The following is a 19,875-nucleotide window of genomic DNA, read 5'->3' on the forward strand; positions in this document are numbered from 1 at the left end:
TGAACCATCCAAAAGATTGGAGGCACCACCATGTCCAACGAACACGCTCGTCCGCCACTTCCTCCTTTCACTCGCGAATCGGCCATCGAAAAGGTCCGACTTGCCGAAGATGGTTGGAATACCCGTGAGCCGGAAAAGATTGCGCTGGCCTATACGGTGAACACCCAATGGCGTAACCGTGCCGAGTTTGCAAACAACCGTGAAGAAGCTCGGGACTTCCTCACTCGCAAGTGGAAGAAAGAACTGGACTACCGCTTGATCAAAGAGCTCTGGGCCTTCACCGACAACCGCATCGCCGTCCGTTACGCCTACGAGTGGCACGACGATTCGGGCAACTGGTTCCGCTCCTACGGCAACGAAAACTGGGAATTTGAAGCCGACGGTTTGATGCATCGCCGCTTTGCCTGCATCAACGACATGCCCATCAAGGAAAGCGAGCGAAAGTTCCACTGGCCACTGGGTCGCCGTCCGGATGATCACCCAGGTCTGAGTGAACTGGGCCTGTAATTCAGGTTTAACCTGATCCTTTTACATAAAGGATCAGGTGTTTTGTGCAACTCAGCCCGGGGTCAGACGGCGGGGGCTATACCCAACTGTTTGACTGGGCATGACGCTGTGCTTAGGCATATTTCCTGGCCCCGTAAACACAGATGACAGCCCCCAGCGTCACGAGCAGCATCGTCCAGCTGACATGCTCGTGCAAAAGCAACGCTGCCAGCCCAAGCCCCATGAACGGCTGAAAGAGTTGCAGTTGGCCCACAGCCGCAATCCCCCCCTGGACGAGCCCTCGGTACCAGAAGACAAACCCGATCAGCATGCTGAACAGTGAAACGTAGCCAAAGCTGAGCCATGCAGGGGCACTTACCCTGGCAAAGTCATCAGGGGCTGGAAGATTGACCACCGTCAGCAGCAGCATGACCGGTAACGCTACAAGCAATGCCCAACTGATTACCTGCCAACCACCCAATGTCCGCGAGAGGCGCGCCCCTTCGGCATAGCCCAAACCACAGACCACAACCGCAGCCAACATCAGCAGATCGCCCACCGCCGATGCCTCGCCTCCGTTCATCAAGGCATAGCCAACGACCAGCCCGGCACCTGTCAACGAGCACAACCAGAACAGTGGCCGAGGTCGCTCACCGCCCCGCAGAACCGCAAATACTGCGGTACACAATGGCAGGAGCCCGACAAAAACAATGGAATGAGCAGAGGTGATGTGCTGGAGGGCGAATGCGGTCAGTAGCGGGAAACCGATAACGACGCCGAGCGCTGTTACGGCCAAAGGCGACAAATCCCCCCGTTTGGGGCGAGGCTGCCGTAGCACGATCAGGAAAAGCGCACCCAGCATGGCGGCAATTGTTGCCCTGGCACAGGTCAGGAACGTAGGTTCGAAAGCCGTGACTGCCACTCGGGTGGCCGGCAACGAGCCTGCAAAGATGGCGACGCCTATGAAACCATTGAGCCATCCGCTTGCTGATTTTTCCATCGGTAAGTCCTCGATAAGCCAAGGTTCAGTACATCACCGACAGGCTCGCCCAAGCCATGTACAATCCAATACACTTAAACCGAACTGTTAGGCATATGTATCCAGCACAGTTGAGGGTGTGATGAAACGGAGCGCAACGCGAATTCGAACTGTCATGGGTGAGATCCAGTCGCGGATAGCCTCTCGAACCTACACCCCGGGCGCGAGAATCCCCTCGGTCCGCGCGATGGCTCAGGCCATGCAAGTGTCGGTTTCTACGGTGCTTGAGGCCTATGAAAGGTTGATGGCAGAGGGTGTACTCAACTCTCGCCCTGGCTCCGGCTTTTACGTAGCCGGGCCAGTGGCACCTCTGGTGCTCACCGAACTCGGCCCAAGGCTTGATCGTGAAGTGGACCCGCTGTGGATCTCGCGCCAGTCTCTAGACACCGCTAGCGATGCGTTGAAACCGGGGTGCGGGTGGCTACCTGCCTCCTGGATGTTCGAAGCCGGCTTGCGCAAGGCGCTTCGCACCGTTGCCCGTTCTGACACGTCGAAACTGACGGAGTACGCCTCGCCACTTGGGCATCTGCCGCTCAGGCAGTTCCTGTCACGCAAGCTGACAGGCATCGGGATCGAAGCCCCTCTTGAACAGATCATGCTCACTGAGTCCGGCACCCACGCCATCGACCTGATCTGCCGTTTTCTGCTTGAGCCGGGGGACACTGTGCTGGTCGACGACCCCTGCTATTTCAATTTTCACGCACTGCTGAAAGCGCACAGGGTGAACATCGTAGGCGTTCCCTACACCGCGACGGGCCCAGACATCGATGCATTCGGCGCTGCCCTGCTCGCGCATTCTCCCCGGTTGTACATAACCAATTCAGGCATCCACAACCCGACCGGCGCTACCCTGTCGCCGGTCACGGCACACAGGTTGCTGAAGCTGGCCGACAACTCCAGCCTGGTGATTGTAGAGGACGACATCTTCGGGGATTTCGAGAGTGCGCCAGCGCCACGGCTGTCTGCCTTCGATGGCCTCTCTCGTGTCATCCAGATCGGTAGCTTTTCCAAGACCATCTCCGCTTCGATTCGATGCGGCTACATCGCGGCTCGCAGTGACTGGATCGAGAGCCTGGTCGATCTCAAGATTGCGACCACATTCGGGGGTGGCCGCCTGGCCGCGGACATCATCCATCTGGCGATTACCGATAGCGGGTACCGGAAACACATGGAGAGTGTTCGCCTCAGGCTGGCCGAGGCTATGGACAGAACGGTAGCGAGGCTTCGGGCCATTGGCATCAAGCCCTGGATAACGCCCCAGTCAGGCATGTACGTCTGGTGCCAACTCCCTCAAGGCAAGGATGCAGCAACGCTGGCTCGGGCTTGCTTGAATGAAGGTGTAGTGCTGGCGCCTGGTAACGCGTTCAGCCAGTCGATGGCTGCGGGTGACTTCCTCCGTTTCAACGTTGCCCAATCAGGTGATGGCAAAATTTACGAAGTGTTGAAACGGGCGCTGAGTGCTTAGTCGCGTGACCATCCCCGTTCTGCCTGAGCAAGGATCGTTAGATGCAGGCCTTCATCTCCTTACATTCAACCTGGCCGAGGCTCGGGTATCAGGAAAGCACTGTTGAGCGTGGTGAGTTCCAGGGTCTTTCAGGATGGGGCAAGCGGTAACCAGATGCAGACTTCAAACCCATCGCGTCGACCTGTTGCCGGGGAGAACAATGCCATGCGCGCGTTTACCCCCTGCACGATGGTTTTGGCAATCGCCAAGCCCAGCCCTGAACCACTGATCTCACTGTGACCGCGCACAAAACGCTCGGTCAGGTGCTCTAATACAGACTGCGGCACTGCCGGGCCGCTGTTGACTATCCGCAGCTGTGCCTGATCGGTGAGACTGACTTCGACCGGTTGGTCCGTTGCACCATACTTCAGCGCATTCTCAATCAGGTTGCGCAGCAGGATGCCAAACGCGTCCGGGTCAATGATCGAGTACACGCCGGCCTGACTTGGCAACTGCAACTCGATGCGCTGCCCGCTGCGCTGGTTCCACTCGTCGACGCCGTGGGCAAGCAACGGAATCAGGTCTTGTGGCGTTTCGGACAACAGCCCGCCGCCCTCCGCTTTGGCCAACTGCATGAGCTTTTCTGAAAGCCTTGAAAGCTCGCGCAACGCCTGCTCGATCTTCTGCGCACGCAGTCGCAGCGGACCTTCCGGCGCTTCGTGGTGTAACCGCTGGATCTGCGCCAGGGTCGAGGCCAATGGCGTGCGCAGCTCGTGAGCGCTGTTGGCGGTAAAGCTGCGCTCGGCCTCAAGGGCATTGCGTAAGCGCTCCAGCAGGTGATTGACCGCCTCCGCCAACGGATCGATTTCTGCTGGCAGTTGCGCCACCTTGATCGGCGACAAGTCACCCACACCGCGTGTTTCAATGGCACGACGATAAGCCCGCACGCTGCGCAGGCTGAAACGTACAAACAACCAAGTGCCCGCCAGGCTGACAGGAATCAACACCATTAGAGGCAACAACAACGCAAACAAGGCCTCCCGCGCGGCTTCACGACGATGACCAAGCGGTTCGGCCATCTCGATGAACAGTGTCTGGCGCAATGCGCTAGCGCCATACAATCGGTATTTCTCAGAAGTGGAAAAACCTTCAGACGGTTGTCGGTTGAAAATCTCCGGGTTGGCGTCGTGAGATTGCATCAGGATCTTGCCCTTGGCGTCGCGCACCAGGTAAGTCAGGTACTCCTTGTGCATCTTCAGCGTCGCGACGTGTTGTGCAGTCCGGGATTCTTCCCGATTGCTGATTTCCAGCACAGCCAAGGGCAGGATGCGTTGTGCTGTCTCTTCCAAGGCGCTATCGAACGCTTCGTTCAACTCATGCCGCACCACGAGCCAGGCCCCCACTGTCGCTACCAGCCAGAGTAAGGTCATACCAAGCGTCAGCCCCAGGCCGAGACGTATCTGCAGGCTCGAAGACGGCTTCATGCGGACATTAACCGGTAGCCCATGCCTCGCACGGTTTCGATCAGTTCGCGTCCGAGTTTTTTACGTAGACGGCTGATGTATACCTCGATGGTATTGCTCTCGATTTCAGCGCCGAACGCATACAGCCGCTCTTCGAGCTGCGACTTTGACAGCAGTGCGCTGGGGCGCTGCACAAACGCCTCGAACAGCGCCCATTCCCGCGCCGTGAGGTCCACCGTCGCACTGCCCCGCTGCACCGTGCGGGCACTCATGTCGACCTGCAAATCACCGAGTTTGATCTGTGGATTGGGGTTGCCGCTATAACGGCGGCCCACCGCTGCCACGCGGGCCGAGAGTTCAAACAGGTCGAACGGTTTGACCAGGTAGTCATCGGCGCCAGCGTTCAGGCCGGCGATACGATCGGAAATCTGATCCTGGGCGGTCAGGATAATCACGGGGGTCACGTCTCCTGCCGCGCGTTGTTGACGCAGAAAGTCCAACCCGCGCCCGTCCGGAAGCATCAGGTCCAGCAAGATCAGGTCGTAAGGCGTGGTGCGGACGCTGTTGCGCGCGTGGTCCAGGCGCTGTACCCAATCGACGGCGTGGCCGTCATCGGCAATTTGTTCGCGCACCGCTTCACCCAGGCCTGGAGCGTCCTCAACCAATAGAACCCGCATCTGACATCTCCTGAGATGGTTGCCTTGCAGCACCTTAATCGCCTTGCCTGATGTGAATCTGAAGATTCAGCTGGCTGTCAGGTAGGCACTTTAGGTTATGCCACAGACGCCGCCCTCGACAGGAGATAAGTCATGAAATCCGGTTTTATTGCCAATGCCACGCTGTTGGGCTTGCTGGTCAGCGGTTACGCCCTGGCCGGTGACGACTGCAGCGACCCAGTAAGCGACTGGCAGCCTCGCGAAACCTTGCGTCAGCAGGTAGAGCGGCAATACGGCTGGCGCGTGCAGCGCATCAAGGTCGACGACGGCTGTTACGAACTCAAGGGCCTGGACCGCAAGGGCAATGACATCGAAGCCAGCTACTCCCCGGCATCGCTGCGCCTGAAGACACTCGAGGTCCATTTGCGCAATGACGGCGATGCCAATGACTATCTCGGCAGCCCGCTCGCCGAATGACAACTCACCTGTCTATGAATTTTCCTGCCGTTCAGGTTGCTGTCAGCCGGCAGGTCCAGGCTCTCGACCTGACGATCAAGAGGACACGCTCATGAAGAAGATCATCGCAGCAACCTGCCTCATCGGCGCCATTACCCTACCGGCGCTGGCCCAGGCCCGTGAAGTGACCCTGACCACGCAGCTCAAGGACTACAGCGGCAATGATGCCTACCTGGCGATCTACGTCACCGACGCCAATGGCCAGTACCAGAAAACCCTCTGGGTGGCCGGCAAGAAGGCCAAATATTACAAGCACCTGGCCGACTGGGCCCGGGGCAGCGGGATGAACCCGAGCGAGTTCGACGGGGTCAGCGGCGCCAGCGTCGGCAGTGGGGGCACGCTGAAAGTCAGCGTAGAACTGGCGGACACGCTGATTGATGCCGGGTATCAGATCCGCATCGACAGCGCCGTCGAGGACAAACGCGACGCCCGCGGCGATGTCAGCGTGCCGCTGACCTCCAAGGGCGCAGGCAAGCCCGCGACCGGCAATGCCTACGTCGACGCCTTTACTTACGACCTGTAGCACCCGCCACCTCCGGAGGCTGAACATGCTTCGTCAGTTCCATTCCCTTCCTGGCCTGATCGCCGCCCTGCTGGTCATGGTATTGGCCATCAGCGGCGCGATTCTGTCTGTCGAGCCGGCGCTGGAGCGTCTGCACAGCACGTCCACTTCTGCCGGGCAACTCAACGTCGGCCAACTTGCCGGGCGCGTGGCCAACCACTTTACGGGGGTGGAGCAGATCCAGCGCTCAGCGTCCGGCACGGTGATCGTCTACTACAACCAGAACGGCAAGGCCGGGGCGGAGAAGGTCGACCCACTGACCGGCCAAGGGCTCGCCCCTTACGAGCCATCCGCGTTCACCCGCTGGGTGAAAGACCTGCACCGCTCGCTGTTCCTTGGCACGCCGGGCCATGGGGTGTCGGGTGTTGGTGCCCTGCTCATGCTGGCGCTGTCAGTGTCCGGCGCGCTATTGCTGGCCCGACGCCTGGGTGGCTGGCGCAACCTGCTAAGGCCGCTGCGGGGCACTTTCAGCCAGCGCTGGCATGCTGAAGTCGGGCGACTGGCCTTGCTCGGGCTGTTGTTGTCGGCACTGAGCGGGGCCTACCTGTCCGCCACCACGTTTGGTTTTATCGCCGACGGCAGTCAAGCTGAACCCGCCTTCCCTGCCCACGTCAGCGCCGGCCCGGCCTTGCCGGTGGCAAAACTGCAGGCCTTGCAAGCCACCGACCTGAACGACCTGCGCGAGCTGGTCTACCCGAGCCCCGGCAACCCTCGCGATGTGTTTTCCCTGCGCACAGCACAGGGCGATGGCTACGTGGACCAGGCCAGCGGCGCCTTGCTGTCCTATCAAGCCCACGACCCAATGCTCAACCTCTATGAATTGATCTACCAGTTGCACACTGGCGAAGGCCTCTGGTGGCTGGGCCTGCTGCTCGGGCTCTGCGCCCTCTGCGTGCCGTTGATGAGCGTGACCGGCATTCTGTTATGGTGGCGCCGCCGCAAAGCTGGCCCGCGCCTCCGCCACAACAGCCCTGCTCATGCCGCCGACAGCGTGATTCTGGTGGGCAGTGAAAACAACAGCACCTGGGGTTTTGCCAAAACCTTGCATGACGCCTTGCACCAGAGCGGCCATCAGGTGCACAGCGCGGCGATGAATGACTGGTTGGGCGATTACCCTAATGCCAAACGAGTGTTCATCCTCACCGCGACCCACGGTGACGGCGATGCGCCGGCTTCGGCTTCGCAGTTCCTGGCGCGGCTGGCCAAAACCGGCGTCAAGCCCGGCCTACCCTTTGCGGTACTGGGCCTGGGCGACCGCCAATTTGCGCGATTCTGTCGGTACGCCCATCAAGTGCAGCATGCGATGTTGCAGGCCGGTGGCTCGCCATTGCTGGGGCTGGAGACCGTGAACCGCCAGTGCCCTCAGGCGTTTGCGCGTTGGGGCCACGCGCTGGGCGACGTGTTGGGGCAGGCGCTGGCGCTGGTTCACACCCCGCAGCAGCCGCGCACCCATTCATTGGAGCTGACAGAGCGGATTGCCTATGGCGAACAGGTAAATGCACCGACCCATGTCCTGCGCTTCAACGCTCGCGGCGGACTGCCGAATTTTCTGGCCGGCGACCTGGTCGGGATTCTGCCCCCGGGCAGCCCAATCCCGCGCTTCTACTCGCTGGCCAGTGGCGCCCAGGACGGCGTGCTGGAGATCTGTGTGCGTAAACACAACGGGGGCATGTGCTCGGAGTTTCTTCACGGCCTGGCCATTGGCGCGCAGATTGACGCCTTCATTCAGCCCAACCCGCAATTTCGTCCGGCATCGGGCACGCACCCGGTAATTCTGATCGGCGCCGGTACCGGTATTGGTCCTTTGGCCGGTTTTATCCGCAACAACAAGGCCCGACACCCGATGCACCTGTATTGGGGCGGGCGCAACCCGGCCTCGGACTTTCTCTACGAACCGGAGCTCAACCAATACTTGTCGGACCGCCGCCTGACGCAATTGCACGCCGCCTTTTCTCAAGTCCAGGAGCGCAGCTACGTACAAGACCGGCTGATCAGTGAGGCCCTCGCCTTGCGCCGGCTGATTGAAAAAGGTGCCCAAGTGCTGGTGTGTGGCAGTCGCGAAATGGCCAAAGGCGTGATGCAGGCCCTGGATGAAGTCTTGGCGCCCCTCAACCTCAGCGTGCTGATCCTCAAGGCACAAGGACGCTACCGTGAAGATGTCTACTGAGTTGCAGCGTTATAGCCTGAACGGCGAAACCATGGGCACCCGCTACACTGCCCTGTTTTATGCCGGGCCCGGGATGGATACCGACGAACTTGGCCAGCAGCTGGCCCGCGCCGTGGCCCGGGTGGACCAGCAAATGTCCACCTGGAAACCCGAGTCGGACCTCAACCGCCTCAATGCCGCCCCCGAGCAGGAATGGGTATCGGTGCCCAGGGAACTGGCCATGGTGCTGTCTGCTGCATTGCGCGTCAGTCGACAATCCGGCGGCGCCTTCGACATCACTGTCGGTGACCTGGTGAGCGCGTGGGGCTTCGGCCCAGCGGCGCGGCAGGTCACAACGCAGGTGATCGATTCCCCTGCGCCGCGCACCCGGCTGTTAGCCAGCGGCGCATTGGAGGTTGAGCCACAACGCAACCAGGTGCGCAAGCGCGTGCCGCTGAGCCTTGACTTGAGTGGGATTGCCAAAGGGTTTGGCGTGGATGAACTGGCCCGTTGCCTGGAAGGTTCAGGTATCACGCGGTACTTGGTCGGTATCGATGGCGAGATGCGCGCCCGGGGCGTCAAACCTGACGGACAATGCTGGGTCGTGGCGCTGGAAAAGCCCAAAAGGGGCGTGCGGGAAGTCATGGGCGTCATGGCGCTTAGCGATATGTCAATCGCGACCTCCGGGGACTACCGGCAGTGGGTCGACATAGCCGGTCAGTCCTATGCTCACACCATGAACCCGGCCACCGGCGCACCACTGTGCAACGCGCTCGCCGCCGTTACCGTGGTGGCGACCTCGTGCATGCTCGCCGATGCCTGGGCCACGGCGCTGATGGTCCTGGGCGAAACCGAGGGCCCTCGTCTGGCTCAGGAACGCGGGATGGACGCACTGTTCGTGCTGCGCGAAGGTGAGCAGTTCAGGGAAATATCCATTGTCGGCGGACAGCTGCAGGTGCAAATTGAAGCCCGCTGACGCCGGCTGCCGGCCCGCTCGGCACCCGTGCAACGTGAACCGCCTGATGACAGGGAGCCGCGTCAAACAATGAAATTCATGCACAGGCACACCGAGGCACACAGAAGTGATCGTATCGGCTGGCTACGCGCCGCTGTCCTGGGTGCCAACGACGGCATTGTCTCTACCGCCAGCCTGCTGATTGGGGTCGCGGCGGCCAACGCCAGCCACGCCACGTTGCTGGTCACCGGAATGGCGGGGCTGATGGCCGGGGCCATGTCCATGGCCGCTGGCGAGTACATTTCGGTGCACTCCCAGGCCGATACCGAGCGGGCGGACCTGTCCCGCGAACGGGCAGAACTGGCCAGCGACCCGAAAGCTGAGCACGCCGAACTCGCCAACATCTACATGCAGCGTGGGGTAGCACCCGAGCTGGCACATCAAGTGGCCGATCAATTGATGGCCCATGACGCATTGGGCTCCCACGCCCGCGACGAACTGGGCATCAGCGCCACGCTCACCGCCAAACCGTTGCAGGCCGCCCTGGCGTCCGCCGCGAGCTTCGTGGTAGGCGCCGCCTTGCCGCTGGCGGTGACGTTTGTCGCACCGGAGCACAGCGTGGGCCCCTGGATATCGGGCATGTCATTGGTATTTCTCGGGTCATTGGGGGCTATTGCCGCCAAGGCTGGCGGGGCCAGCATCATGACGGGCGCCTGGCGGGTGACCTTCTGGGGGGCGTTGGCCATGGGCGTCACGGCACTGGTGGGGCACTTGTTTGGCGCGGTGGTCTAGCGCGAGAATCGGGCTTCAGGCCGCGCCATTGGCGGCCTATGCATCGATCCTGCCTAATACCGTTCGGCCAGGGCGCAGAACTCAGCGTCGGAGTATTCGGCCCAGTTTCTTCGATGTCATGAATTGTCTCAGCGGGTACGAATCTGAAGATTGAAAAGGGGCAATGGCAGGCGCTATAAATCAGGTTCAAAGCCGTTCGACAAGGCACATCATGCAGCTGCATTTCCGGCGTCTGAGCGACGCCCCCATCGCCGACATCATCGCACTCAACAACAACCCCGATGTCTTGCGCCGAATGCCCTTGGGTCGTCCCGACTTTGACGAACGCAAATGCAAGGTGTGGGTTGCCCAAAAAGAGGCCCAATGGGCACTGAATGGCTATGGTCCCTGGGCTTTTTTCGTTGATGGTCAATTCGCCGGCTGGGGTGGCCTGCAGCAGGAAGACGGCGACGCTGATCTTGCCTTGGTGCTTCATCCAGACTACTGGGGGCTTGGCAGAGTGATTTTCGATGAGATCGTACGGCGCGCTTTCCAGGAGATGGGGCTAGCGTCCATTACCCTATTGCTTCCATTAACCAGAACTCGAATCAAAGGTATTCTTCGCCTGGGGTTTTGCCTTGACGCAGAGGTGGATATCGACGGCACGCCCTTCTCACGCTATCGGCTACTCGCCACCGCAAAACATTGACTGGTTGGCGGGATCGCCGGGGCACGCCCCCTGCCCTAGTTGGGTTGTGGTATACCCACCTTGTGTGCCCTGTCACAGCGTTGCGCTCTGCTTAACCGGCAGTTGTACACGAAACGTTGTTCCCACTCCGACCTGGCTTGATACAGATATCTCTCCTCCGTGTTTCTTTACAATGCCGTAGGAAAGGGACAGGCCTAGCCCGGTTCCTTGGCCGACGGGCTTGGTGGTGAAAAAAGGATCGAAGATTTTCTTGATGTTCTCCGGTGCTATCCCAGCGCCTGTATCCGCAACGTCGATGCACACCCAGCCGCCTTGATGAACAGTGCCCAATGTGATGGTGCCCCGCTCGGGGCCCATGGCTTGGACGGCATTGAGCACAAGGTTCATTATCACTTGGTTGATCTGCGACGGCAGGCATTCGACAGGGGGTAACGGCTGGTACCGTTTTACCACGTCGGCTTTATGTTTCAGCTCGCTCGCGACGATGTTGAGCGTGGAGTCAATGCCCTGCTGCAAATCGGCTAATTGCCACTGCTGAGCGTTGTCAACGCGCGAGAAGTCTTTGAGGTCCTTGACGATATGCGCCACTCGACCGATTCCGTCCTTGGACTCCTTGATGAGGATCGGGATGTCTTCCATGAGGAACTCAAGCTCAGTCTGCTCACGAAGCCTTTGCAAGCGCCCCGTGGTTTCGTTTGCGCCGAGCATCAGTTCGGCCTCGCGATAGGCGTCGAGCATCGCTAACAGTTGTTGAAAGTACCCTCCCAGAGTGCCCAGGTTGGAGGACACGAAACCGATCGGATTGTTGATCTCGTGCGCCACGCCGGCGGCCATCTGCCCCAACGAGGCGAGCTTCTCCGATTGCACCAGCTGGCTTTCCAGCTGCTTGCGCTCCTCGATCTCCTGCTGCAGCGCCTCGCTGGCTTGGGTCAGTTGCTGGGTACGCCGCTCTACCCGCTGTTCGAGCTGGTGCATTTTCAGCGAGGCTCGTTGGGTCATTTCCCACTTGGTCAGCAAGGTGCTGGCCATTTGCTGGACCTCGATGTTGTCGAACGGTTTTTTCAGGATCAGCAGGCGATCGTGGGCCTGCAGCCGGTCGAGCAACTCATCCCAGGAATAGTCCGAGTAGGCGGTGCAGACGACTACCTGCAACAGCGGGTCCTCTTCCCACAGGTGCTCAATGGTTTGAGCGCCATCCCATCCACCTGGCATACGCATGTCGACGAAGGCTAACGCGTAAGGCTTGCTGGCCTGCAGCGCACGCTTCAGCAGGCCGAGCCCTTCCTCACCGCCATAGGCTGAATCGAGTTCGAATACCGGTCGGTCGTTCTTGATCTGCTCGCCAAACAACAACCCTTCCATCTCGTCCAGCTCAGTGTTCTGCGCTTTGGCCGGGGCAAGGATCTTGCGAAAATCCTCGTGGATAGTCGGCATGTCATCAATCAGCAGGATCCGGCGATTGGTCAGGTCACTCATGCAGGCTCCGTCACCGCGATCAGCGGGATCCTCAGGGTAAAGACAGCACCCAGGCCAGGGCCGTCGCTGTGTGCGGTCAGGTGACCATTCATCTCGATGGCGGCCAAGGCGCAACTGTGCAAGCCGAAGCCATGCCCGTCTTTGCGCGTGGTGAAGCCATGGGCAAAGATCTTCTGCAGGTTTTCGGGCGCAATGCCTTCGCCTTCGTCCAGCACGCTCATTTCCAGCAAGCCCCCCTCAATGATGCGCGTCCTGAGGATCATCGTCCGTGGGTCGCTGCCGGGGCCGGACATGGCGTACTTGGCGTTGCTGATCAGGTTGATCAGTATCAGCAACAGCCGATGCCGGTCGCCCATCACCAGAGGCAGATCTGCGAAGTCGCGCACTACCCTCACCTGATGCCGGATCAACGCGCCTGCGTTCATGCGCAGCGCGTCCTCGACCAGGTCGTTGACCGACAGCGGCACTGGTACATTTTTAGCCCCGGCGTAGGATTGCTGGGTGGCCACCACTTCCTTGATGTGGTCGATGCTCTTGTTCATCCGCTCCAGCTCGATCACCATCTCCTTCTGCTCCTCGGCGATCGCCTCGGTCAGCTGGTGGAGGTAGCCGGGAAGCAACCGGCCTCTGGGATCCTCGTCGAGAAACCGACCGATGTCAGTGGCATGCTCGCGGAACAGTTGCATGGCCTTGCCCAAACCCTGGGTTTTGCTGCTGCGCAACGTTCGAGCGATCAGATCAGAGGATGTGTTCACGCTGTTGAGCACGTTGCCCACGTTGTGCAACACATTGGTAGCGATCTCCGCCATGCCTGCTTGGCGCGCCGCGTTAAGCAATTCGCTCTGAGCGTTTCTGAGTTCCAGGGTGCGATCCTCGACCCGCTGTTCCAGGACGTCATTGGCGCTTTGCAACGCATTGTTGACCCGTCTCACCTCGGCGAAGCTGCGCACCAGCAGCGCAGCCAGGCAAATGACCGAGAACATCAGCAAGCCGGATAGCCATAACGTGTAGAGATGGTTTTTACGGTTGATCCTTTCAACCTGCTGTTGATCCCTGTCCAGGAGGCTGGTGATCGTATCCAGGCGTTCGGCAACCGGGATCGCCTCGATCTGTTCGAGCAGGCGGTTGACGACAGGTTGCTCGCGCAGGATCAACGCCACGTGATTACTCAACAAATTGAGGGGCGTGTGGAATTCTTTGGGCAGGTTCTGCGCGTTAACAGCCAGGTTACCTAACCCCACCTCTATCTCGGCAGCCCTTTCCACAGAGGTAACCTGCGCGAACTCCAGGGCACTTAGCAACAGGTCATAAGTGTCAGCAACGAATACGTGTACCTCCGGCCGATTCGGGGCCAGCATGGTGTTGATCTGGGCCTGAATACCGTCCTCGGCTGTGGGTAGAAATGCCAACGAATTTCGCAGCAAGGCATTGTGCGATTTGAATTGCTCCACGAGCCGAGCCTTTTCCCCAAACGCAGAGAGAAAACCGTCATAGGCATCGCGCCACTGGTCTGCGTCAACGCGCCCTTGTTCGGCTTCCCGGCTGTCGAATCGTGCCCACAGCCGCTTCATCTCCTTGAGGGGGGTCACGAGTGGATCATAGTTATGAGAGACGGCTACCCGGGCCTTGAGCACCTCGTTTTCCCACACAGCATCCTGTTGCTTGAGCTGACGAATGAGATCTCGGGATTCGTTGTAGGTCTGGGTCTGCTCTGACCCGGAATTCAGGTACAGGTACAGCAGCATCGACGCCAGTACAAGGACCAACCCACTGAATAGAATCAGGCTTGTGCGCCGGGAAATCACCCTCATGGCTGACCCGCCTTTTCAGCAGTAAGGGTTTTGAGGAACAGCATGATGAGCCTGCGGTCCTCATCGCTTGGGATTCGTCCAAGCTGATACTGAAACATCACGTCAATCGCACGCTCCAGCGTAGGCGCCGAGCCATCGTGAAAATAGGGCGCGGTCATCGCCACATTGCGCAGGCTCGGCACTTTGAACACGCCCCGGTCGGCCTCCTCTCCGGTCACGTTGAAGCGGCCCTGATCCGCCTCGGTGGGGTGGCCGCGGTCCGCGATGTAGTCGCCGAACACGCCAAATTTCTGGAACATATTGCCCCCAATATTCACCCCTTGGTGGCAGGCGATGCAGCCATAGTCCTTGAAGCGCTGGTAGCCGTATTTTTCCTCCAGGGTAAGCGCCTCGGTATCGCCCTGCAGGTAACGATCGAAGCGCGCGCCAGGGGTAAGAAGCGTCCTTTGGTAATCGGCCAACGCGCTGAGGATGTTGTCCTTTGTCACCGCGTCCGGGTAGGCATCCTTGAACGCCTGGCGGTAATGCACGTCTGCAGCGATGCGCTGCTCGATCACGCGCCAGTCTCCGCCCATCTCGTGAGCGCTGGTGATCACGGCCTCCCCCTGCTCCTCGAGTGACTCGACCCGGCCATTCCAGAACTGTCGGAAATTAAGGCTGGCATTGAGTACCGTTGGCGTATTGAGCGTAAGCGGCAGGCCATCTGCCCCCATGGAAAACGCCCGGTCATCGGCCCCGTACTTGTCCAGACGGTGACAGCTGGCGCAGGACCGTGTGCCGTTGCGCGACAACCGCGGATCGTTGAACAACTGGCGGCCCAACTCGACACGCCCAGGTGCCAGAGTGGGTATCGGAGGCAGCGGCTTGAGCGGCTCGTCCAGCGGCTCCGCCCCGCTGCCTCCGCTCAGAACGAGCAGCACCCACAGGCTCAGACAACGGCGCAAGCGCTGCAGGTGAAGAGCGGAACGATAACGACAGGTTGTGCGCGCTGACATCCGGGAGAGTCCTTTTCCCTGGGCTGACGGACTTACAGAAGGGTGGTGCCATGCCGTCAGGTTAGATGCCTTCCAGACAATTTGCCTGCCACCCGCCACACCTTGCCCGGCACCTGTCACGGAAAAATGAACTAGCCTTTGATCTAAGCGCTCGTTGAGCTCGAGTGCCTCCATCGATCGACCACGTGAGGCCTGCCATGGACGTGCAACCGCCCCTGATTTCACCCTATCGGCCGACCGTGTTGCTGGTAGACGACGAGGAGTCGATCCTTAACAGTCTGCGTCGGCTATTGCGTGGCCAACCCTATGACGTGAAGCTGGCGACCAGCGGAGAGCAGGCACTGGCGCAGATGGCAGAGGGCCCGGTTGATCTGGTGATGAGCGATGCGCGCATGCCCGGGATGGACGGCGCCACCTTGTTGGCACAGATCAATCAGCATCACCCATCGACCGTCAGGATCTTGCTGACCGGCTATGCCGACCCAAGCGCAATCATCAAGGCCGTCAATGACGGTCAAATCCACCGTTACATCAGCAAGCCCTGGAACGACGACGAATTGCTGATGACCTTGCGCCAGGCCCTGGAGCACCAGCATTCCGAACGCGAGCGCCAACGCCTGGAGCTGCTGGCACGTCGGCAGAACGCCCAGTTGAGACTGCTCAATAACGACTTGGAGAAACGCGTTGCAGCCCGTACCGCGGAGCTGCAGCAGACCGCTGACATGCTCGACCTGGCCTACGAAGAACTGAAACACAGCTATGTGACCGGGACCGAGGTGTTCTCGATGTTGGCTAATCTGCGGCTGCCTCCAGCCAAGCAGACCAATCGACAGATCATCGAACTGGTGCGTTGCTACTGTCGGGTCCACGCCTTGGACGAGGCGATAAGCCGCGATCTGGCCATGGCTGCGGCGCTGTACAACATAGGCAAATTGAGTTGGCCGGATAGCATGATCGTAGCCCCATCGGACCAGCTGATGCACGGCGACCGCGACCGCTATCGCGACTACCCACGCCAAAGTGAAGCGCTGCTGATGACCCTTGAGCCCATGAAAGATGCCGCGCGCCTGATCCTGCATCATCAGGAGCACTGGGACGGCAGCGGTTTCCCGGACCGGCTCAAAGGTGAAGCTATCCCGTTCGGCGCTCGCTTGCTCAAGCTGGCCGTGGACTTCGTTGAGCTGCAACGGGGTTTGATTCTTGAACGGCAGATGAACAGCGATGAGGCCTTGCTCTACCTGCGCAAGTACGCCGACCGGTTGTATGACCCGGCGCTCCTTGAGGATTTCGTCCAGGTTTGCGCCTCGTTCCACAGCGATATCACCCTGGTGGACCCTGAAGTCCAGGTGTGTACCACCCGTGACCTGGCGCCGGGAATGGTGCTTGCGCGCAACCTGAACGCCGACAACGGCATGTTGCTGCTTAACGCCGGCAAGGTTTTGAGCGCCGCACTGGTGGAAAAGCTGGTGGCCTTTGAATCGATGGAAGGTGGTAAGTACTGCATTTTTGTGAGGGTCCCTTCGAACGACCCTATAACGCCTGGAAGATCAGACTTGGCGCCGTGTTGAAGGAGGTGGGGCGCTCATTCAGCCCGGCACCATCAGAACTGCGCGTACAGCACCACGTCGGCGTCATCCACACCGGCAATACACCCAAGCGCTATGCTTGCTCTGGCAGGAGGGTTGCGCATGTGTGGAAGGTTGAGTCAGTACCGAGGCATACACGACTTTGTCGAAACCCTGAGCCTGCCAGAGGCCTGGCGGAACAACGTCGGCGACCAGCCACTTGGCCGGTACAACGTTGCGCCGACCACGCCGGTGGCAGTGCTGCGAGTGGATGAAGCAGGCCCGCGGGCGGACCTGGTGAGATGGGGCTGGCGGCCGCATTGGGCGACCGACCGTGCCGCGCCGATCAACGCCAGGGTCGAAAAGGTGGCACACGGCCCCTTCTTCCGGGCGATCTGGCCGCACCGAGGCATAACGCCGATCGACGGCTGGTATGAATGGGTCGATGAAGGCGGACCGAAGAAACAGCCGTACTACATCCGACGCCGGGACGGGCGCCCTTCCCTTTGCGCCAGCATCGGCCAGTTCGCTGGCAGCGAGCATGATGGATTCGTCATCATTACGGCCGATGCCCAGGGCGGAATGGTGGATGTGCACGACCGCAGGCCAGTGGTTTTGGCCCCAGACCTTGCGCGTGAGTGGATGCAAACCGCGATGCCCGGGGAACAGGCCGAGCAGATGGTGCTGAACCTGGGTGAGCCAGCCGAGGCCTTCGAGTGGTATCGAGTGAGCACAGCCATTGGCAATGTGCGCAACCAAGGCGCCGAGCTGAAAGAGCCGCTTCAGTGAAGCGGTAGTAGACCATGCCGGCCCAAGTACCGGTAGCGCAACATCATCGACCACTGATGTGCAGGGTTTCGACTCGGGGACCGGGTCGACTTGGAACCCGCGCAGCACGACGATTGGTAACACCACCGTCCACAATGGCACTTGCGCAAGCGGTTACTGTTGAAATGGCTCGACTCGACGAACAGGGAATACCGTTATCAACAGCTGCACAGATTCGCAGGTGGTCGACCTGCCCGTGGTTGCGGTGGGTCCGATCAGACCTCGGCGAACTCACCTGGCAGCACAAGCTCCGCTTTTTTGACTTTCCACGTACTGTTCAGCCATAACCTTCCCTTCGAGAATGGCTTCTGTCGAAGAGGAGAAGGGTCGACTCACACGCAGGGTTCGCGCCGTTGCGCCCGGCTTCCCTACCTCGACCAACATCCCCGTGGGAAATTCGACGCTCGACTCCCACAGCACGTAAATCGATGCCTGGTAACCAAGGTAGGCATGCACGTAAAGGTCATGACTGGTGGACTGAAGGCTCATCACTTTCTCCAACTGGGCGCCTCAATGCGCTTTTGATGGAGATACGACTCAAGCGATCTGACGAGCGTTCCGTTTTCCCTGCATCGTTATCCGTGAAGACGCGAGCCTCTGCGCGGGAGTGGTTCAGGCCCTGGTGCTTTGGGCGCAGGAAACGCCTTGGCGACCCAGTCGTGAGCACGCTCGAGCGCCCAGGCCATCGCCGCGGACAGTTTCTGTCCACGGCAGTCAGGGTGTACCTCTTCGAGCAAGAGCACGCCTTTTTTCCCGTAGATACCCAGGAAAAGTTGAGTGACGTTTTCAAGTGAGAGTCGGGCTTGGATGTTGATTAAAGTGCCGCAGGGAAGGCGCTCATCGTAGTTGCGGGAATGCAACGCAGAATTGGCCCATTCCCAATAGATTTTGCCGCGATTACGCATGGAACGGACCTTGAACTCATATTCTTGACTGGAGAGACAGAATACACAGCTGTTCCAATGAATCCACTGCTGAAGGTGTGTGTTACATTTTTTTACAGCTGCTTTTCATTTAACAGCCGTGATCGCCCCCTCCTTCAAGCGCCGCGCGATCAGCGCACGGTCGCTCAAGGAAAGTGGCTACGGTGTTCCGCTAGGCGAGCGCCATGAATTACCGGCGGATGGACCACCTGGCCTAGCGGACAGGCAACCTGGCGCATGACGCATCACGTTCCGCAGCCTTGGCGTCGGTATCGGCCTTGGAGTTCCATCGGTTCATTGCATGTGCTCGGATGGCTCATGCGTCGCTGCAAACACGAGATGCTGGTGGAGAGCCCTCAATCGAGAGCAAGATAACCGCACCCAAGCGATGGGCAAGATTTTCCGGCCGTCTTTCGACACAGGAGTGACCATGAAAGAACACCATTACGCTGTCACGGTAAATTGGATAGGTAACACGGGTGAAGGTACTGCCAGTTACACGGCGTACCAGAGAGACTTCAACGTGGAGGCTCCAGGCAAGGCACCTATCCTTGGCTCTGCCGACCCCGCCTTTCGCGGGAACCCTGAACGCTGGAACCCTGAAGACATGTTGCTGGCCTCGATCTCGGCCTGCCACAAGCTTTGGTATCTTCATCTGTGCGCAGTCAACAACGTGAACGTCCTGGAATATGTCGACTACCCGGTGGGCCGGATGCTTGAAGGGGATGGCCAGCGCAAGGGCCATTTCAAAGACGCTGAGTTAAGGCCTCAGGTCATTATCAGCAGCCAGTCTGATCTGGATCTTGCAAGACGCCTGCATGACGATGCTCACCACGAATGTTTTATTGCCAACTCAGTCAACTTCCCTATCAGATGCAGTGCTGTTATCAAGCATCAGGACTAGATGTTCTGAATACAACTGCATCCGTTGTTTAACAATGGCTTCTAATCGACGCTATCAATAGAAGGGGGGGACACTCTTTCACTAGAGGCCGATAAAGGGCGAAAGCTGATAATCACGACCGACCGCGATCAATCCAAAGCGAAAACCTGACCAGACGAAAACCAAGCATCATCGGGTGGTCCTGTTAAACGAGCGCGCATTGAACGCCTTCAACCATGCCCAGCCAATCGCTACCCTTCGCCGCATGGCGTCCAAGTCGGCCCACCCGACTAGCCCCTTCGTGTTCCAACCTAGCAAAGGTGGGCTGTGGATCAACGAGCCAAGTGTTACAATCCGCCCCTTCAAATCGGCGCTGAAGGCGCTGAACATCCGTGAACGCCGTCAGTACGACACCCGCCACACCTACGCCACCCTATGCCTGATGCCTGGGATGAACCCCGCGTTCATCGCGAGCCAGCTTGGCCACAGCGTCGAGATGTTGCTCTCTACCTACGCGAAATGGATCAGCTCCTCCTCGGACTGGAGGGAGCTGGAGAAGCTGACGCCCCGAGTCGAATTGGTCCAACATTGGCCCAAGACTGACCACAGGGCCTAAATACACCTCTGGAACCCCCGCAGGACAAGCA

At 59.6% G+C, this 19,875-nt stretch carries 20 protein-coding genes; 12 read left to right on the forward strand and 8 right to left on the reverse strand.

Annotated features, from left to right (window positions below):
* Window positions 1-30: 30 nt before the first annotated feature.
* The gene (locus KW568_RS15960) at window positions 31-507 is read left to right on the forward strand and encodes a nuclear transport factor 2 family protein (protein WP_004576685.1); all 477 of its coding nucleotides are present in this window, start codon (window positions 31-33) and stop codon (window positions 505-507) included.
* Between the two features lie 112 nt (window positions 508-619).
* On the opposite strand, the gene KW568_RS15965 is transcribed toward KW568_RS15960, so the two are convergent.
* Window positions 620-1,486 (reverse strand): DMT family transporter, encoded by an 867-nt coding sequence (locus tag KW568_RS15965; protein WP_003248175.1) that lies wholly within the window; start codon window positions 1,484-1,486, stop codon window positions 620-622.
* 121 nt (window positions 1,487-1,607) lie between these two features.
* On the opposite strand from KW568_RS15965, the gene KW568_RS15970 reads away from it, so the two are divergent.
* A complete protein-coding gene (locus tag KW568_RS15970; RefSeq protein ID WP_004576686.1) occupies window positions 1,608-2,990 on the forward strand; it encodes a PLP-dependent aminotransferase family protein in 1,383 nt (460 codons plus the stop codon).
* A 128-nt stretch (window positions 2,991-3,118) separates the two neighbouring features.
* Here KW568_RS15970 and KW568_RS15975 read toward each other — a convergent pair whose 3' ends face one another.
* Together KW568_RS15975 and KW568_RS15980 are read right to left on the reverse strand one after the other, a co-directional pair.
* Window positions 3,119-4,453, reverse strand: a complete 1,335-nt coding sequence (locus KW568_RS15975; protein WP_004576687.1) for a HAMP domain-containing sensor histidine kinase — start codon at window positions 4,451-4,453, stop codon at window positions 3,119-3,121.
* Window positions 4,450-5,109: a response regulator transcription factor gene (locus KW568_RS15980; protein WP_003248169.1), complete on the reverse strand. Its 660-nt coding sequence runs from the start codon at window positions 5,107-5,109 to the stop codon at window positions 4,450-4,452. The genes KW568_RS15975 and KW568_RS15980 overlap by 4 nt, the downstream gene beginning before the upstream one ends.
* A gap of 132 nt (window positions 5,110-5,241) precedes the next feature.
* Here KW568_RS15980 and KW568_RS15985 point away from each other — a divergent pair, with 132 nt between their 5' ends.
* The 6 genes from KW568_RS15985 (at window position 5,242) to KW568_RS16010 (ending at window position 10,747) form a co-directional block, all read left to right on the forward strand.
* Window positions 5,242-5,565 (forward strand): PepSY domain-containing protein, encoded by a 324-nt coding sequence (locus tag KW568_RS15985; RefSeq protein ID WP_003248168.1) that lies wholly within the window; start codon window positions 5,242-5,244, stop codon window positions 5,563-5,565.
* Window positions 5,566-5,656: 91 nt separating this feature from the next.
* The gene (locus KW568_RS15990) at window positions 5,657-6,127 is read left to right on the forward strand and encodes a DUF2271 domain-containing protein (protein WP_003248166.1); all 471 of its coding nucleotides are present in this window, start codon (window positions 5,657-5,659) and stop codon (window positions 6,125-6,127) included.
* A gap of 25 nt (window positions 6,128-6,152) precedes the next feature.
* The gene (locus KW568_RS15995; protein ID WP_004576688.1) at window positions 6,153-8,333 is read left to right on the forward strand and encodes a PepSY domain-containing protein; all 2,181 of its coding nucleotides are present in this window, start codon (window positions 6,153-6,155) and stop codon (window positions 8,331-8,333) included.
* Entirely contained in the window at window positions 8,323-9,288 is a 966-nt protein-coding gene (locus KW568_RS16000) for an FAD:protein FMN transferase (protein ID WP_004576689.1), read from the forward strand. The genes KW568_RS15995 and KW568_RS16000 overlap by 11 nt, the downstream gene beginning before the upstream one ends.
* A gap of 69 nt (window positions 9,289-9,357) precedes the next feature.
* Window positions 9,358-10,059, forward strand: coding sequence for a VIT family protein (locus KW568_RS16005; protein ID WP_003248160.1), 702 nt, complete (start codon window positions 9,358-9,360; stop codon window positions 10,057-10,059).
* A gap of 211 nt (window positions 10,060-10,270) precedes the next feature.
* Window positions 10,271-10,747 carry a GNAT family N-acetyltransferase gene (locus KW568_RS16010; protein WP_033726779.1) on the forward strand — a complete coding sequence of 159 codons (477 nt, stop codon included), beginning with the start codon at window positions 10,271-10,273 and terminating at the stop codon, window positions 10,745-10,747.
* Window positions 10,748-10,819: 72 nt separating this feature from the next.
* Here the strand turns inward: KW568_RS16010 and KW568_RS16015 are convergent, their stop codons facing one another.
* The 3 genes from KW568_RS16015 to KW568_RS16025 are packed head-to-tail and all read right to left on the reverse strand — an operon-like array spanning window position 10,820 to window position 15,029.
* Window positions 10,820-12,223, reverse strand: coding sequence for an ATP-binding protein (locus KW568_RS16015; protein WP_004576691.1), 1,404 nt, complete (start codon window positions 12,221-12,223; stop codon window positions 10,820-10,822).
* Entirely contained in the window at window positions 12,220-14,034 is a 1,815-nt protein-coding gene (locus tag KW568_RS16020; protein ID WP_004576692.1) for a DAHL domain-containing protein, read from the reverse strand. The genes KW568_RS16015 and KW568_RS16020 overlap by 4 nt, the downstream gene beginning before the upstream one ends.
* Window positions 14,031-15,029: a cytochrome-c peroxidase gene (locus KW568_RS16025; protein ID WP_004576693.1), complete on the reverse strand. Its 999-nt coding sequence runs from the start codon at window positions 15,027-15,029 to the stop codon at window positions 14,031-14,033. The genes KW568_RS16020 and KW568_RS16025 overlap by 4 nt, the downstream gene beginning before the upstream one ends.
* Before the next feature lie 197 nt (window positions 15,030-15,226).
* On the opposite strand from KW568_RS16025, the gene KW568_RS16030 reads away from it, so the two are divergent.
* Both KW568_RS16030 and KW568_RS16035 read left to right on the forward strand, forming a co-directional pair.
* Complete coding sequence (locus KW568_RS16030) at window positions 15,227-16,597, forward strand: HD domain-containing phosphohydrolase (protein ID WP_004576694.1); 1,371 nt, start codon at window positions 15,227-15,229, stop codon at window positions 16,595-16,597.
* A 120-nt stretch (window positions 16,598-16,717) separates the two neighbouring features.
* Window positions 16,718-17,383 (forward strand): SOS response-associated peptidase, encoded by a 666-nt coding sequence (locus tag KW568_RS16035; RefSeq protein ID WP_004576695.1) that lies wholly within the window; start codon window positions 16,718-16,720, stop codon window positions 17,381-17,383.
* Between the two features lie 270 nt (window positions 17,384-17,653).
* On the opposite strand, the gene KW568_RS16040 is transcribed toward KW568_RS16035, so the two are convergent.
* Both KW568_RS16040 and KW568_RS16045 read right to left on the reverse strand, forming a co-directional pair.
* On the reverse strand, window positions 17,654-17,911 hold the full coding sequence (locus KW568_RS16040) for a hypothetical protein (RefSeq protein ID WP_004576696.1): 258 nt from the start codon (window positions 17,909-17,911) through the stop codon (window positions 17,654-17,656).
* An 86-nt stretch (window positions 17,912-17,997) separates the two neighbouring features.
* Complete coding sequence (locus KW568_RS16045) at window positions 17,998-18,327, reverse strand: hypothetical protein (protein ID WP_080634978.1); 330 nt, start codon at window positions 18,325-18,327, stop codon at window positions 17,998-18,000.
* Between the two features lie 448 nt (window positions 18,328-18,775).
* Between KW568_RS16045 and KW568_RS16050 the strand changes: the two genes are divergently transcribed.
* Both KW568_RS16050 and KW568_RS16055 read left to right on the forward strand, forming a co-directional pair.
* Window positions 18,776-19,249, forward strand: a complete 474-nt coding sequence (locus KW568_RS16050; RefSeq protein WP_003248145.1) for an OsmC family protein — start codon at window positions 18,776-18,778, stop codon at window positions 19,247-19,249.
* Between the two features lie 175 nt (window positions 19,250-19,424).
* Window positions 19,425-19,844, forward strand: a complete 420-nt coding sequence (locus KW568_RS16055; protein WP_003248143.1) for a hypothetical protein — start codon at window positions 19,425-19,427, stop codon at window positions 19,842-19,844.
* The last annotated feature ends 31 nt before the right edge of the window (window positions 19,845-19,875 follow it).

Origin of the sequence: Pseudomonas sp. HD6515 (genome assembly GCF_024971855.1) — a bacterium.
GTDB lineage: Bacteria > Pseudomonadota > Gammaproteobacteria > Pseudomonadales > Pseudomonadaceae > Aquipseudomonas > Aquipseudomonas alloputida.

What these genes read in the sequence shown, in the direction of transcription:
- KW568_RS15960 (WP_004576685.1), top strand. Translation starts at nt 31, where the DNA reads ATGTCCAACGAACACGCTCGTCCGCCACTTCCTCCTTTCACTCGCGAA.
- KW568_RS15965 (WP_003248175.1), bottom strand. Translation starts at nt 1,486, where the DNA reads ATGGAAAAATCAGCAAGCGGATGGCTCAATGGTTTCATAGGCGTCGCC.
- KW568_RS15970 (WP_004576686.1), top strand. Translation starts at nt 1,608, where the DNA reads ATGAAACGGAGCGCAACGCGAATTCGAACTGTCATGGGTGAGATCCAG.
- KW568_RS15975 (WP_004576687.1), bottom strand. Translation starts at nt 4,453, where the DNA reads ATGAAGCCGTCTTCGAGCCTGCAGATACGTCTCGGCCTGGGGCTGACG.
- KW568_RS15980 (WP_003248169.1), bottom strand. Translation starts at nt 5,109, where the DNA reads ATGCGGGTTCTATTGGTTGAGGACGCTCCAGGCCTGGGTGAAGCGGTG.
- KW568_RS15985 (WP_003248168.1), top strand. Translation starts at nt 5,242, where the DNA reads ATGAAATCCGGTTTTATTGCCAATGCCACGCTGTTGGGCTTGCTGGTC.
- KW568_RS15990 (WP_003248166.1), top strand. Translation starts at nt 5,657, where the DNA reads ATGAAGAAGATCATCGCAGCAACCTGCCTCATCGGCGCCATTACCCTA.
- KW568_RS15995 (WP_004576688.1), top strand. Translation starts at nt 6,153, where the DNA reads ATGCTTCGTCAGTTCCATTCCCTTCCTGGCCTGATCGCCGCCCTGCTG.
- KW568_RS16000 (WP_004576689.1), top strand. Translation starts at nt 8,323, where the DNA reads ATGTCTACTGAGTTGCAGCGTTATAGCCTGAACGGCGAAACCATGGGC.
- KW568_RS16005 (WP_003248160.1), top strand. Translation starts at nt 9,358, where the DNA reads ATGAAATTCATGCACAGGCACACCGAGGCACACAGAAGTGATCGTATC.
- KW568_RS16010 (WP_033726779.1), top strand. Translation starts at nt 10,271, where the DNA reads ATGCAGCTGCATTTCCGGCGTCTGAGCGACGCCCCCATCGCCGACATC.
- KW568_RS16015 (WP_004576691.1), bottom strand. Translation starts at nt 12,223, where the DNA reads ATGAGTGACCTGACCAATCGCCGGATCCTGCTGATTGATGACATGCCG.
- KW568_RS16020 (WP_004576692.1), bottom strand. Translation starts at nt 14,034, where the DNA reads ATGAGGGTGATTTCCCGGCGCACAAGCCTGATTCTATTCAGTGGGTTG.
- KW568_RS16025 (WP_004576693.1), bottom strand. Translation starts at nt 15,029, where the DNA reads ATGTCAGCGCGCACAACCTGTCGTTATCGTTCCGCTCTTCACCTGCAG.
- KW568_RS16030 (WP_004576694.1), top strand. Translation starts at nt 15,227, where the DNA reads ATGGACGTGCAACCGCCCCTGATTTCACCCTATCGGCCGACCGTGTTG.
- KW568_RS16035 (WP_004576695.1), top strand. Translation starts at nt 16,718, where the DNA reads ATGTGTGGAAGGTTGAGTCAGTACCGAGGCATACACGACTTTGTCGAA.
- KW568_RS16040 (WP_004576696.1), bottom strand. Translation starts at nt 17,911, where the DNA reads ATGAGCCTTCAGTCCACCAGTCATGACCTTTACGTGCATGCCTACCTT.
- KW568_RS16045 (WP_080634978.1), bottom strand. Translation starts at nt 18,327, where the DNA reads ATGCGTAATCGCGGCAAAATCTATTGGGAATGGGCCAATTCTGCGTTG.
- KW568_RS16050 (WP_003248145.1), top strand. Translation starts at nt 18,776, where the DNA reads ATGAAAGAACACCATTACGCTGTCACGGTAAATTGGATAGGTAACACG.